The 13,199-nt window shown below is 73.1% G+C and carries 11 protein-coding genes; 5 read left to right on the top strand and 6 right to left on the bottom strand.

The features are described 5' to 3' along the window. Positions 1-64: 64 nt before the first annotated feature. Entirely contained in the window at positions 65-844 is a 780-nt protein-coding gene (locus tag ACLBYG_RS13360) for an invasion associated locus B family protein (protein ID WP_020093277.1), read from the bottom strand. Positions 845-1,331: 487 nt separating this feature from the next. Here ACLBYG_RS13360 and ACLBYG_RS13355 point away from each other — a divergent pair, with 487 nt between their 5' ends. Beyond that, positions 1,332-2,675, top strand: a complete 1,344-nt coding sequence (locus ACLBYG_RS13355; protein WP_447681753.1) for an AMP-binding protein — start codon at positions 1,332-1,334, stop codon at positions 2,673-2,675. A 161-nt stretch (positions 2,676-2,836) separates the two neighbouring features. After that, positions 2,837-3,181 carry a hypothetical protein gene (locus ACLBYG_RS13350; protein ID WP_020093275.1) on the top strand — a complete coding sequence of 115 codons (345 nt, stop codon included), beginning with the start codon at positions 2,837-2,839 and terminating at the stop codon, positions 3,179-3,181. Between the two features lie 177 nt (positions 3,182-3,358). Here ACLBYG_RS13350 and ACLBYG_RS13345 read toward each other — a convergent pair whose 3' ends face one another. Both ACLBYG_RS13345 and ACLBYG_RS13340 read right to left on the bottom strand, forming a co-directional pair. Next, positions 3,359-4,573 (bottom strand): UbiH/UbiF family hydroxylase, encoded by a 1,215-nt coding sequence (locus tag ACLBYG_RS13345; RefSeq protein ID WP_447681808.1) that lies wholly within the window; start codon positions 4,571-4,573, stop codon positions 3,359-3,361. 194 nt (positions 4,574-4,767) lie between these two features. Continuing rightward, a complete protein-coding gene (locus ACLBYG_RS13340; RefSeq protein WP_447681752.1) occupies positions 4,768-5,652 on the bottom strand; it encodes an alpha/beta fold hydrolase in 885 nt (294 codons plus the stop codon). Positions 5,653-5,750: 98 nt separating this feature from the next. Here ACLBYG_RS13340 and recG point away from each other — a divergent pair, with 98 nt between their 5' ends. Both recG and ACLBYG_RS13330 read left to right on the top strand, forming a co-directional pair. After that, positions 5,751-7,970 (top strand): ATP-dependent DNA helicase RecG, encoded by a 2,220-nt coding sequence (gene recG / locus ACLBYG_RS13335; RefSeq protein WP_447681751.1) that lies wholly within the window; start codon positions 5,751-5,753, stop codon positions 7,968-7,970. A 297-nt stretch (positions 7,971-8,267) separates the two neighbouring features. Further along, the gene (locus ACLBYG_RS13330; RefSeq protein WP_012318646.1) at positions 8,268-8,591 is read left to right on the top strand and encodes a hypothetical protein; all 324 of its coding nucleotides are present in this window, start codon (positions 8,268-8,270) and stop codon (positions 8,589-8,591) included. A 309-nt stretch (positions 8,592-8,900) separates the two neighbouring features. Here the strand turns inward: ACLBYG_RS13330 and ACLBYG_RS13325 are convergent, their stop codons facing one another. Then, the gene (locus tag ACLBYG_RS13325; protein ID WP_042672775.1) at positions 8,901-9,695 is read right to left on the bottom strand and encodes a DUF502 domain-containing protein; all 795 of its coding nucleotides are present in this window, start codon (positions 9,693-9,695) and stop codon (positions 8,901-8,903) included. A 109-nt stretch (positions 9,696-9,804) separates the two neighbouring features. Next, positions 9,805-10,740: a sugar kinase gene (locus tag ACLBYG_RS13320; RefSeq protein WP_447681750.1), complete on the bottom strand. Its 936-nt coding sequence runs from the start codon at positions 10,738-10,740 to the stop codon at positions 9,805-9,807. 772 nt (positions 10,741-11,512) lie between these two features. Here ACLBYG_RS13320 and ACLBYG_RS13315 point away from each other — a divergent pair. Further along, a complete protein-coding gene (locus tag ACLBYG_RS13315) occupies positions 11,513-12,466 on the top strand; it encodes a PAS domain-containing protein (protein WP_244491817.1) in 954 nt (317 codons plus the stop codon). A gap of 219 nt (positions 12,467-12,685) precedes the next feature. On the opposite strand, the gene ACLBYG_RS13310 is transcribed toward ACLBYG_RS13315, so the two are convergent. Continuing rightward, on the bottom strand, positions 12,686-13,114 hold the full coding sequence (locus ACLBYG_RS13310) for a MucR family transcriptional regulator (RefSeq protein WP_020093268.1): 429 nt from the start codon (positions 13,112-13,114) through the stop codon (positions 12,686-12,688). Positions 13,115-13,199: the final 85 nt, after the last annotated feature.

Raw genomic sequence — 13,199 nt, 5'->3', positions numbered from 1 at the left:
CGAAGGGCCGGACCTCGCGGCCCGGCCCCCGGTACGGACCCGCCGCGCGGCGGGTCGATGGCGCTTACTTGGCGGCCGGGGCCGGCGCCGGAGCCGCGCCGGCGGCCGGGGCGGCGCCCTGCTGCTGCTCGAGCTTCTTGCGCATATCCTCGGAGCGCTTCTCCAGCTCCGCCTGGAGCTTCTTCTGCTGTTCCTCGAGGACCTTCGGGTCGATGGCCGGGCCGTCGAAGGCCTTGCCGAAGCCGGCCAGCGGCACCGCGAAGGTGACCTCGCGCTGGGTCTGGTTCTGGACCGAGACGTTCAGGGTCGTGCCCTTCTTCATCGCGGCGATCACGCCGGCATCGACGCCGCCGGCCTCGGCGAAGCAGCCGTTCGGGAAGCAGACCGCGAAGCGGCCGGCGGTCGCCGCCTGGCCGTCGACGCTGAAGCGGATGCCCGGCTGCAGCAGCAGGCCGAGCGGCAGCAGGTAGCGCACCACGCGCACCTCCTGCTTCTGGGCGGCGTTCTTCATCTCGTAGACCGCCACGGCCAGCACCGGCTGGCCCTGGTCGGACACGAAGTCGCGGGTCGTGTAGCAGATGTCGGTGCCCGAACCCTGGTCCTTGCCGCAGACCTTGGTCCAGTCGGCCTGGCTCGGCTCGGACTTCACCGCGACGATCTGCGGGCCCGTCTGGGCGGCCGGGGTGTTGGCCGCGGGGGTGCCCGGGGCGGTCGGCGCCGGGGCGGCCGGCGCGGGCGCGGCGGGCTTCTTCGGCTGCGCCAGGGCCGGCGCGGCCGCGAGGCCGAGGCCCGCGAGGCCGAGGAGGGCGGCGCGGGCGAGCGTCGCGGTGCGGGTGAAGGACATCGGCTCTGACCCCTTGGAAGAGACGTGGTGTGGCTGGCAGGATGCGGAGCCGGCCTGGCGGCAGGTCCGCCGGAGCGTCCGGCTGCCCGCCGCGTTGGCGCGCCGCCCGGAACTCCGGATGAATCGGTCCGGCCATCGGGCGGGACGGGCGCCGTCTGCGCGCATCCCTCTCCCCGGCGACCGGGCGGCCTGCCTTTCCCCTCGAATGAGGCGAAGGCATGACACCGCGGCCGGGGAAGCTGTCGGAACCGTCCCGACCGCGCCCGGCCCCCGATAGGCTCCCATCCGCCCGGCCGCAAGCGCGACGTTGCGCGGCCGCGAGGCACGAGCGCGTGATCGGGCCGCGCCGCCGGACGCCGCCGAAGGCCTTCCGGACGCCCTCCGGCAGCGATCGGCAGCGATCGGCGGCGCGGCCGCTCTTAGCGGTCGGTTAACCCTGTCGGGCCGAGATGATAGGCGTTCTGCAGGATCGGCGGGGGCGGCGGGTTTGAGCGCGTTGGCGGTGGCGGAGTGGGCGGAAGACGCCGCACCGGACGCGTCCGCGCGATCCGAGGACGCGCCCGACGGCCTGTCCGGAGTCCTGTCCGGACGCCTGTCCGACGGTCTCGCGACCCGCCTGTTCGCCGCCGCCCTGGCGGGCCCGCAGCGCACCCTCCTGCGTGATTCGGGGGACCGGGTCGCGTGGTGCGGGCGCCCGTCCATCACCTGGACCTACGCGGCCGCCGCCGAGATCGTCGGGCGGCTCGCCCGCGGGATCGCCGCGTGGCGGCTCCCGGCCGGCAGCCGGATCGGGCTGTGGTATTCGGGCGGTGCCGAATCGGCCCTCGCCCACCTCGCCGTCGAGGCGGCGGGCCACCTGCCCTGCGCGATGCCCGCCCTCTGGGACGAGGCGGAGCTCTCCGCCGGGATCGAGGCCGCGGGCCTCGTGGCCGTGCTGACGGAGGGCCGCCGCGGGGCGCGCCGGCCCGCCGAGGACCTCACCCGCGCGGCCATGCGCCATTTCGCCCTGCGCTACCTCGCGGCCTTCGGCCCGAGCGTGCCGGACGGCGTGATCAGCCTCGACGCGATGGCCCTGGAGCGGGGCGTGGTCGAGCCGGCACCGGGCCGCGGCCTCGTCACCTTCGCGGGCGGCGATCCCGGCCGGCCGGTCTACCGCACCGCCGCGGCGCTGGCGGCGGCGGTCGCCGCCCATCTCGACGCGCTGCCCCTGACCGCGGACGAGCGGGTCCTGACGCTCCTGCCCGGCCACGACCTGCGCGGCCTCGTGACCGGCCTGGGCACCGCCCTGGCGGCCGGCGCCGGCCTTGAGACCGTTCTGCCCTTCGACGAGACCGGGTTCCGCGCCGCCCTGCTGCGGCCGGTTCCGACCCGGCTGGTGGTCCCGGCGCGGGTCGAATCGGCCCTCGCCGCCCTGCCGCTGCCCTGGACCGTCCGGGTCCTCGACGTGGTCCACCGCGCGCCCGCCCGGCTGACCCCGCGGGGCGCCGGGCCCGCGGGCCCGCAGCGCCTCGATTCGCTGGTCCTGGGTGAAGCGCTCGTGCTGACCCGCCCCGGCCCGGACGACCTCGCCGCGACCCTGGCCGAGCCCGGGCAGGCCTTCCTGCCCCGCGATCTCCTGGACCTCGCCGCCGGCGCCGACGGCGACCTCGCCTGCCGGGGGGCGGCCTGCGCGGCCTCCCCGCTCACCCGCGGCGCGATCCCGGCGACCGACCCCCTGGCGTGGCGAAGCACGGGCTTCCGCCCGCTCCGCGCGGACGGGCGCGCGAACGGGCGCGCGAACGGGGCGGTCGCGGCGATCGCCGCCGCCGTCGCGACCGTCCCCTCCGCCTGAACGGTGGACGATCGCCGGTTCATCCGGCACTCAGGCGGCGCGGATAATCTCGCATCTGCACACGAACCGACGGATCCGATCCGCCTCTTCGCGGGTTCTGCATCGGATTGTCGTGACGGCTATCTTTCCAAGCCGTCCGGGATGGAGTACCGCTCAAGCTTATGGGTGCGCTGCAACAAGTGCTCGTGGTCGACGACGGCGTCCGCGCCGTGGACCGGTCCCTCTCGGGCGAGCTGGCCAGCCTCGGATACGCGAGCGTGACCGCCTCGATGGAGGCGGCCGACGACGTCCTGACCGTGATCGCCCGTCCGGCGGCCGTGCTGCTCCAGGCGCCCACCCGCCGGAATCCCGCCTACGCCCGCCGCGCGGCCCGCCTCCGCGGCCAGCTGCGCGAGCGCGGCATCCCGGTGATCCTCATCGGTGATTCGGGCGAGGCCCGAGGCGGCGGCCCGGTCGATCTCGCGACCCGGCTCGGCGCCTACGTCGCCGCCCAGCCGGATCTCTGAGGCCCCCTCCGGCGCGCGCCGAGGTCGCGGCGTCCGGGCGCTCGCGCCGGGACTGAGGCCGCCTCCGGGAAGCGCCGTCCGACCGCTCCCTGTCACTGCCGGTGCCGCACGAGGCGCGGGTCCCCTCTCCCGCGCGGGAAAGGGGGCGCCGCTGGCGCGAGACGATCGGGAACGGTCCTAGCGCGCCGCGCGCATCAGCTCCGGCGCGCCGATCCGGGGCAGCACGCCCTCCCGCATCACCAGGCGCCGCAGCGGTCCGAGCTGCGTCATCGCCAGCAGGCCGAGACCGCGCAGCGCGTCGACCGGCAGCAGGTCGGTGAGCAGGCTGCGGTTGAGGAGATCGACCGCGGCGGTGCGCGCGGCCGTGTCGACGCGGCGCGCCCGCGCGTAGCCGTCGAGCACGGCGCGGGAGCCGGGATCGCGGCGGTCGCGGACGGCGGCCAGCACCGCGTCGCGCAGGGTCGCGGCGTCGCGCAGGCCGAGATTGAGCCCCTGCGCGCCGATCGGCGGGAAGACGTGGGCCGCCTCCCCGATCAGCGCCAGCCGCGGGGCCACGGGGGTCGCCACCGCGAGGCCGCGCATCGGCACGAGGCCGCGGGGGCCGTCGACCCGCATGACGCCGAGCATCGCCCGGGCCTGCCGCTCCACCGCCTGCCCCAGCGCCGCGTCGTCGAGGGCGGCGAGCCGCCGGGCCGCCCCCTCCCCGGTCACCCAGACGAGGCTGGACCGGTGGCCGCCGGGCAGCGGCACCAGGGTGAAGGGCCCCGACCGGGTGTGGAACTCGGTGGAGACGTCGCGGTGCGGGCGCGCGTGGGCCAGGATCGTGGTGATGGCGCTCTGCGGGTAGGTCCAGTCGCGCACGCGGACGCCGCTGGCGGCCCGCAGCGGCGAGCGGGCCCCGTCGGCCCCCACCACGAGCCGGGCCTCGACGGCACGCCCGTCCGCCAGCGCGACGCGGGCCGCCGCCTCGCCGGGCACGGCGCCGGCGGCGTCCGCCTCGACCAGGGTGAGGTTGTCCTGCGCCCGGGCGCGGGCGCGCAGGCTCTCGACCAAGCGGGCGCTCTCGACGTTCCACCCGAAGGCGTCGAGGCCGATCTCGGCGGCGCGGAACTGCGCCGGCGGCGGCCGGAACAGGCTGCCGGTGTCGTCGACGATCTGCAGCGTGCAGAGCGGGCTCGCGTGCGGCGCCGCCGCCTCCCAGGCGCCGAGGGCGTCCAGGAAGCGCACCGACCCGTCGAGGAGCGCGACGGTCCGTCCGTCCGCCACCGGGGCGTGGCGCCCGACCAGCGCCGTGGGGATCCCTTCGCGGGCGACCGCCAGCGCGGCGGCGAGCCCCGCGGCCCCGGCCCCGACCACGGCGACCTCGAAGACGGTGTTGGTGTCCTCCGGCATGGTGTCCTGCACGATCGACGCGTCCCACTCGGGACAGTGTGGCGTCGGGCTTCCCATGGTTCCGGTTGATGCGAGGACGGAGGTGTCGAATCCATCAACCGGGGACGCTGTTCGCGAGCCCGGCACGTCTCGTATCTGCGCTTTTCAACGGATCTGCCAAGACCGGCGACGCGCGTCCACGGCGCCGCAGTCCGTCAACCCAGGAACGCCGCCAGCTCCGAGACAACCGCGTTCGGCCGCTCCTCCTGGAGGGTGTGGCCGCAATCCAGCGCCCGGCCCGACACGTCGGTCGCCTTCTCGCGCCACGTCTCCAGCACGTCGTAGGTCCGACCGACCACGCCCTTCGCGCCCCAGAGCGCCAGCAGCGGCGCGGTGATCCGGGCCTCGGCATCGGCCGCGTCGTGCTCCAGGTCGATCCCGGCGGCCGCCCGGTAATCCTCGCAGATCGCATGGCGGCAGGCCGGGTCGGAATAGCAGCGCAGGTACTCGGCGAAGAGCTCCGGCGGGGTCGAGCCGGGGGTCTTCGACTGGCCCTCGACGTGGTGGCGCAGGAAGTATTCCGGATCGGCCCCGATCAGCGTCTCCGGCAGGGGATGAGGCTGGATGAAGAAGAACCACCAGAAATAGCGGGTGGCGAAATCCTTGTCGGTGCGCGCGTACATGGTCGCGGTCGGCGCGATGTCGAACACGGCGATCCGCTCCACCGCCCGGCTGTGGTCGAGGGCGAGGCGGTGGGCGACCCGGCCGCCCCGGTCGTGGCCGACCACCGCGAACCTTTCGTGGCCGAGCGCCCGCATCACCGCCACCGCGTCGGCCGCCATGGCGCGCTTGGCGTAGCTGGCGTGGCGCTCGCCTCCCGGGGGCTTGGCCGAATCGCCGTAGCCGCGCAGGTCCATCGCCACCACGGCGTGCCGCTCGGCGAGGCGCGGGGCGACGTGGAGCCAGGTCGACAGGGTCTGCGGGTGGCCGTGCAGCAGCAGCACCGGCGGCCCGGACCCGGCCGAGCGGGCGTTGATCGTCACGCCGGGCGCGGTCTCGATCCGGTGCCGGTCGAAACCCGGCAGGAAGTCGCGGGCCATGGATTCGGTCTCCGGGGTCGGTCTTCACTCGGCCGCACTGGCGCGCCGGGATGCACCGGATGATAAGGCGCCTCCGGCACCATGTCCGCCGAACCGCCATGACAGATGCACGCGCGACTCAGGACCCGGCCTTGAAGGATTCCGACGCGGCCGAGGCGCCGGCGGCGGAGGCCGCCCCCGCGCCTGCCGTCGCCCCGCCCCTGCGGCCGAGCATCCTCGACCCGCTCTTCGCGCCGGCCCGCGCCCTGCCGGGGATCGGGCCGAAGATGGCGCCGCTCATCGAGAAGCTGCTCGGCACCCCCGAGCGCGAGGCCCGGGTCGTGGACCTGCTGTTCCACCTGCCCCAGGGCGGCGTGGCGCGGAAGCTCATGGGCTCGATCAGCGAGGCCCCCACCGGCGAGCCGGTGACGATCGGCGTCACCGTGGTGGCGCACCGCCCGGCCCAGGCCGGGCCCGGCCGGCGCCCGCACCGGGTGCTGGTGGAGGATGCCTCCGGCGACATCTCCCTGGTCTTCTTCGGCATGCCCCGCGCCCGGGTGGAGAAGATGCTGCCGCTCGGGTCGCACCGCTACATCACCGGCCGGATCGACCTCTGGGACGGCACCCGCCAGATGGTCCACCCGTCGCGGATCGTGGACGAGGCGGGCCTCGCTGAACTCCCCGCCGTCGAGCCGGTCTACGGCGCCACCGAGGGGCTGACCTCCCGGGCGATCAACAAGCTCGCGGTCGCGGCCCTCGACCGGCTGCCGGTCCTGCCGGAATGGCAGGACCCGGCCTGGCTGGAGCGGAACCGCCTGCCCGCCTTCGCGGACGCGCTCCGCCTCGAGCATCGCCCCGAGGAGGCGCCCCCGAAGGCCGAGGACCCGCTCCAGCCGCCGCCCGCGACGCCGTCCCGGAAGCGGCTCGCCTACGACGAGCTCCTCGCCTCGCAGCTGGCGCTGGCGCTCCTGCGCGCCCGCCAGCGGCGCAAGGCCGGCCGGGTCAATGCCGGCGACGGCGCCCTGAGCGGGCGCCTCGAGGCCGCCCTCCCCTTCGCGCTGACCGGCGCGCAAGGCCGGGCGGTGGCGGAGATCCGCGCCGACCTCGCGGCGCCCCGGCGGATGCTGCGCCTGCTCCAGGGCGATGTCGGCTCGGGCAAGACCGCGGTGGCCCTGCTCGCCATGGCCTCGGCGGTCGAGGCCGGGCGTCAGGCCGCCCTGATGGCGCCCACCGAGATCCTGGCGCGGCAGCATTTCGAGCGGCTGAGGCCGCTGGCCGGCTCCTTACGCCTGCGCCTGATGACCGGCCGCGACCGGGCCGCGGAGCGGAAAAGCACGCTCGCCGACCTCGCCGCGGGCGAGATCGATATCCTCGTCGGCACCCACGCCCTGTTCCAGGAGGCGGTGACGTTCCGCGACCTCGGCCTCGCGGTGGTGGACGAGCAGCACCGGTTCGGCGTCCACCAGCGCCTCGCGCTCGGCGCCAAGGGCGAGGCGGTGGACTTCCTGGTCATGACCGCGACGCCGATCCCCCGCACCCTGGCGCTGACCTTCTTCGGCGACATGGACGTCTCGATCCTCGACGAGAAGCCCGCCGGCCGCCAGCCGATCCGGACGATCACGCTGCCGACCGAGCGGATCGACGAGGTCGTGGCCGGCCTCGCCCGGGCGATCGCCGGGGGCGAGCGGGTCTACTGGATCTGCCCCCTTGTGGAGGAATCGGAGTTCGTCGACCTCGCCGCCGCGGCCGAGCGCTTCGACGATCTGCGGAAGCACTTCGGCGACGCGGTCGGGCTGATCCACGGCAAGATGCCCGGCCCCGAGAAGGACGCCGCCATGGCGCGGTTCGCCGCCGGGGAGACCAAGCTCCTGGTCTCGACCACGGTGGTGGAGGTCGGAGTCGACGTGCCCGAGGCCACCATCATGGTGATCGAGCACGCGGAGCGCTTCGGGCTGGCGCAGCTGCACCAGCTCCGCGGCCGGGTCGGGCGCGGCTCGAAGGCCTCCTCGTGCCTGCTGCTCTACCGGGGGCCCCTCGGGCAGGTGTCCCGGGCCCGGCTGGAGATGATGCGCGCGAGCGAGGACGGCTTCCGCATCGCCGAGGCCGACCTGAAGCTGCGCGGCGAGGGCGAGGTGCTCGGCACCCGCCAATCCGGCATGGCGGCGTTCCGGCTGGCGCGGCTGGAGAGCGACGCCGCCCTGCTGGAGGCCGCTCGCGACGACGCGCGGATGATCGTGGAGCGCGATCCCGGCCTCAAGAGCCCGCGGGGACAGGCGCTGCGGGTGCTGCTCTACCTGTTCGAGCGGGAGGCCGCGATCCGGCTGATCGGGGCCGGATGAACGGTTTCCTGAACGGATTCGTTCAGGAAAGTCCGGCCTTCCTGAACGGCCGGATCCGGAATCGCCGCCGCGCGACCGGATCGGTACTCCGATGCGCCGATGTCACAGGCTCTCTGAAAAAGTGTTTCGTTTCAGAGGTTTAACGGGATCGCGCGGAAGCTTGGCGGCGCCGTACGGGCGGTCCGGGAGGCTCCGGACAGGCCTCGTGACCTTGCATCAGCCATATTCTTCCCTTAACTGGAGATGAACGAATGGCCCGGTAAGCCGGGACATCACGGACGAATCTGGAGGACGGACATGTCGAACGGACTGTTCCAAGGCCTGCCGGGCTCCCACGAGATGGCCGGTGCCCACGCCCTGCCGACCGAGCCCTGGCTCCTGCCGATCTCGGATCGCGCCGCCGAGGCGGCGGGCAAGACCGCGGACGAGCTGCAGGCCGCCGTGCGCCGGGCGTCCCGGCCCTTCTGGCTGGCCGCCAACGGGCTCTGCATCGCGCTGGGCCTCGCCCTCACCCTGCAATGCGCCTCCGGCTGGGGCCCGACGGCGCCCCGCAGCGCCGTGACGGTCGCGCAGGCGACGCCGCCGACCATCGCGCCGCAGACCGCCTCGCTGCAGCGCTGAGCCGAACAGCAGCCTGATTATCAGAGGCCGTCCCGCGCGCGGGGCGGCCTTTCTCGTGGGCGATGGCCGCCAATCCCACGGTCTCCCTCAAGCCGAGGAGCGGTGAGCTCGGCGCGCAGGAGGCCTGGATCGCGCGCCGGCGCCTCGGGAAGGCCCCTTGAGCGGACCGGAGGTCGTCCCCGCTTCGACGCTGCCGTCATCGCGAGCGCAGCGCAGCGACCCAGGGCAGCGGGACGTCCTGCACCGTGGCGCGAGACGGGGTGGCTCAGGCCGCCGAGACGGCGACGAAGCCGGCGACCGGGCGCCGCATCACGCGTCCTGCGGCTCCCGGCGGGGTAGCGGTCCGCCGGCCTGCTGGGCCGTCCGCAGGGTGGCCGCCATGGCGTTGAGGCGGCCCTGCGGGTCCTCCGGCTGGATCACCCCGGCCGACATCACCAGCTTGGCGGCGTCGTCGACGCTGATGGCGAGCTCCACCACCTCCGCGCGCGGCAGGTAGAAGAAGAAGCCCGTGGTCGGGTTGGGCGCGCAGGGCAGGAAGACGCCGACGAGGTCGTCCGCCGGCGCCCCCCGGGCCCGCAGCGCCCCCTCGACCTCGTGGGCCGCCGGGGCGGACAGGAACACCACCGACCACGTGCCCTTCACGGGGAACTCCACGAGCCCCACCGTGCGGAACGAGGTGCCGTTGGCCGAGAACAGCGTCTCGAAGATCTGCCGCAGGCCCTTGTAGAGGCCGGAGATCACGGGGGTCCGCGCCAGCAGGACCTCGCCGAACTCGATCACCGAGCGTCCGACGAGGTTCGCCGTGAGGAAGCCCAGCAGGGTCACCGCCAGGAACGCGATCACGAGGCCGAGGCCCGGGATCGAGAACGGCAGGTAGTGGTCCGGCAGGTAGCTCGCCGGGACCAGCGGCTTCACGAACGAATCGATCAGCGCGATGAACCACCACGTGATGTAGGCCGTGATGGCGAGCGGGCCGGCGACGATGATGCCGGTGAGGAAATAGGTGCGCAGCCGGCCGCGCGCGCTGACCCGCGTCTTCGGGGTGCCGCCGCCCGCCGCGGCGTCGGGCTCGGGAACCTGGATCGGCGGGGGAATCGGCGCCACGGGTGCCCTCTCGGCCGCACCACGCGCGGCGATGACGCTGCGGGGCCGTCCCCCGCTGGCAGAGAGGTAGCGGTTGCGCTTGTCCGCCTCAAGGGCGGCCCCGCCTCCCTCAGGCGTCCGCACCCGGCGGTCGGGCGGCGGGGACCGGCATCGCGTCCCGGGGAATCACGGCGCCGCGATGCCCGATCACCGCCCCGGCCAGGCGGTGCGCCTCGGCGGCGGCGGCTTCCGGCGCCAGCCCGGCGATGCGCGCCGCGAGGTAGCCCGCCGCGAAACTGTCGCCCGCCGCCGTCGTGTCGACGACCCGCGCGGCGCGCCCGGCCGGCACGGCGGTGTCGGCCCGGCCGTGCAGCACCCGGGCGACGGGGCCGGATCCGTCCGAGGTCTTGAGCACGATCTCGGCCCGGCCGCGGTGGCGCAGCACCTCGTCCTCGCCCGCCGCGCCGAACAGCCAGTCCAGATCCTCGGCCGAGGCGAAGATCACGTCGGCCAGGTCCAGGGCCGCGCGGAAGGCCGCCCAGGCCTCGTCCCGGTCGGGCCAGCCGCGGGGACGGTAATTGGTGTCGAAGGCGACCTGCCCGCCCCGCTCCCGCAGGCGCGACAGCGTCTCGAACAGGGCGGCGCGCCCGGTCTCGCCGTAGAGCGAGAGGCTGATGCCGGACAGGTAGACGAGGTCGTAGCGCTCCAGCTCCGCCTCCGTCTCGGCGGCGCCCGGCTCGGTGAAGAGGTCCCGGGCGGCGGCCCGGTCGCGCCAGTAGTGGAAGCTGCGCTCGCCGTCGACATCCGTGCGGATGATGTAGAGGCCCGGCATCCGGCCCTGCAGGCGCCGGACCCGGTCGAGGCCGATGCCCTCGCGGCCCCAGGCCGCCGCCATCTCGTCGCTCCAGATGTCGTCGCCCAGCGCGGTCACGTAGTCCACCGCGACGCCGAGGCGCGCGAGGTAGAGCGCGGTGTTCAGCGTGTCGCCGCCGAAGCCCCGGACCAGATTCCCGTCCGGGCGTTCGAACAGTTCGACCATGCACTCGCCGATGCAGGCGACCCTCATGCGGTTCCTCCCGGTGCGCGACCCCGTGTCCCCGCATTGTACGGCCCGGCCCGTCAATCGCCACCGGTCCCGGTCCCGACGCGTCGGCCGCGCTCGCATGGCCCCGTCGCGCGCCCGTCTGCGGAGCCTCGGCGATCCAAGGATCGGCGCGCCAGTCACTCGATTTCGTGGGATTTATATATCTATCATTTGCCAAGCGTATTGTAATATTCGCACCATGACCGATTATGTATCATATATAATCAACATAATTAACAATAAAATCTGTAATATTGGTGCATTACTCGTCATAGAACCTCGACGTCGCGCTTTTATGAAGTTCGATTCAATGCCGGAGCGGAAAATCACCATTCTTAAACAACGAAGGTCAGAGAAGATCCTTCTCGACAGGGGTCATTGTCGAGCGAGATCCGGTCGCGTTGCGGTCGTGACGGTGTGTGCCGAACACGCCGAGGGGCGGGATGCGGTCGGGGATCCCGGAAACCTCCGTTCACAGCGCGGCAGTAACGAATCCGTTCGATCGGGAACAAACCGCCTCGGGCTGGAATGTCGATGCAAGATGTTTGTCGATCGCGGGCGCCATCTCGATGGATATACGTGCCGGATCTGAAGAAATTCCGGATGAATGGTGAAGTGTTATGCCGGAAAAATTCTCGTGGCCGAACGGCGGGAACGGTGATACGGTTCGAACGGTGCTGAGATGTTCCATACTGCTTTAAGCGCTCTGACTTTCTCGTCGGGAGAGTTCCTGACTCTCACGGAAAGTCGGGGCGTGAGTGGGGCCTGGAGCTGGATCTTCGCGGGCGAGGAGCAGGTCTGGTCGCCCGGGTTCTACCGGCTGCTCGGGCTCGTTCCGAACGCCGCGAAGGCGCGCTACGACCTGTTGCTGAGCCTGATCCATCCCGAGGACCGGCCTCTCATGCCGGCGCTGGCGGACATCCGGCAGGGGCACGTGCCTCGCGAGGTCATCGTCCGGGTGATCCGGACGAACGGCACGGTGCGCACGCTCTCGCTGACGATGGAGGTGCGCGTCTCGGCGGAGGGGCGGCCCGTCGCCCTCAGCGGCACGGCGCTCGACGTGAGCGACCGCGAGCAGTTGGCGCGCCTGCGGCAGGAAGAGCGCCGCCGGCAGAGCGCGCTCTACCTCACGGAGCACATCACGACCTTCTCGATGGGGCTCGACCGCGTCCGGGACATCCCGTTCGCCGTCGCCCAGGTCCATGGGCTCCCGCTGGAGGAGATCTGCGCCGAGCCGTATATCCTGATCGTTCCCGAGGAGCGCGCGGGCTTCCGGGCAGCGGCCCTGGAGCAGATCGAGCGGCGGGCGTTCTTCCAGGGGGGCGCCCACGAGCGCCTCGCCAACGGCGAGCTCTGGCACTTCCGGATCCTCACGATGCCCGTCTGGGATCCGGACGGGACCTATCTGGGGCGCTGCGGGCTCAAATACCCCGTCCGCAACCACGCCCCGCCCCCCGGCGGCCTGCACGAGGGGCTGGAGCATTCCGTGAGCGGCCACCACCTGCGGGCCGCGCGGGCGCTCCTCGACTGGTCGATGATGGAGCTCGCTCAGGCGAGCGGCCTGTCGCATTCCACCGTGCGGCGTCTGGAAGAGGACAGCGAGCATCGAGGAAGCCGGTCCCGCCTGCACGCGGTCGAGGCGCTGCGCCGGGCGGGCGTCCGGTTCGTCCCCATCGATGACGGGACCCTGGCGGTCGCCCGGGTCTGAGCGGCCCGCGCGGCCGACGGGCGCTCGCGGGATCCGCCCTGTCCCGCCCCACCGGGTCATCGGGGTCGGTCTCCGCGCTGGCCCCCCGGGGGCCCCCCGACCCCAGCGCGGAGACCGGGACGGGCGGATCGGGCGATCCGCCGTCAGGCATTCCCGCGCCCGTGCCCCGCGGCGGCCCGGACGGGGCCGCCGATCCAGGGCGGTGCGGGCTTGGCCGCCTCAGGCCGCCTTGTGTCCGAGCTGGATCGCCTTGGCGATCTCCGAGCGCTTGGCGGCGTAGCCCGGGGCCACCATCGGGTAGTCGGCCGGCAGGCCGTACTTCGCCCGGTAACGCTCCGGCGTGAGGCCGTGCGCCGTGAGGTGACGCTTCAGGGTCTTGTAGGACCGGCCGTCGATAAAGCTGATCAGGCCGTCCTGCTGGATCGAAGCCTCGATCTGCGCCGCCGTCGGGCCGGTCCAGCCGGGACCGGATCCCGAGCCGCCGCCCTGCAGCACCGATATGGCCGTGTGCACCTGGTCGATCAGAACCGGCAGGTCGCCCACGCCCACCGCATTCCGAGACACGTAGGCCGCGACCAGTGATGCCGTGCACTTGATCAGGTCTGTGTTCAGGTCCGAGGTCTTTTCGTTCAGATCGATGGTGTTCATGAATCCCCCAGTACCGAAATTCGAAGCATGAAAACCGACGCATCGATAAAGATGAGGCTAGGATCAGATTTTACCGCCCAAGCAT

The organism is Methylobacterium sp. D53M, from assembly GCF_053345625.1.
The sequence above is the reverse complement of the archived record's forward strand: the minus strand, read 5'-3'. Positions and strand labels throughout refer to the sequence as shown.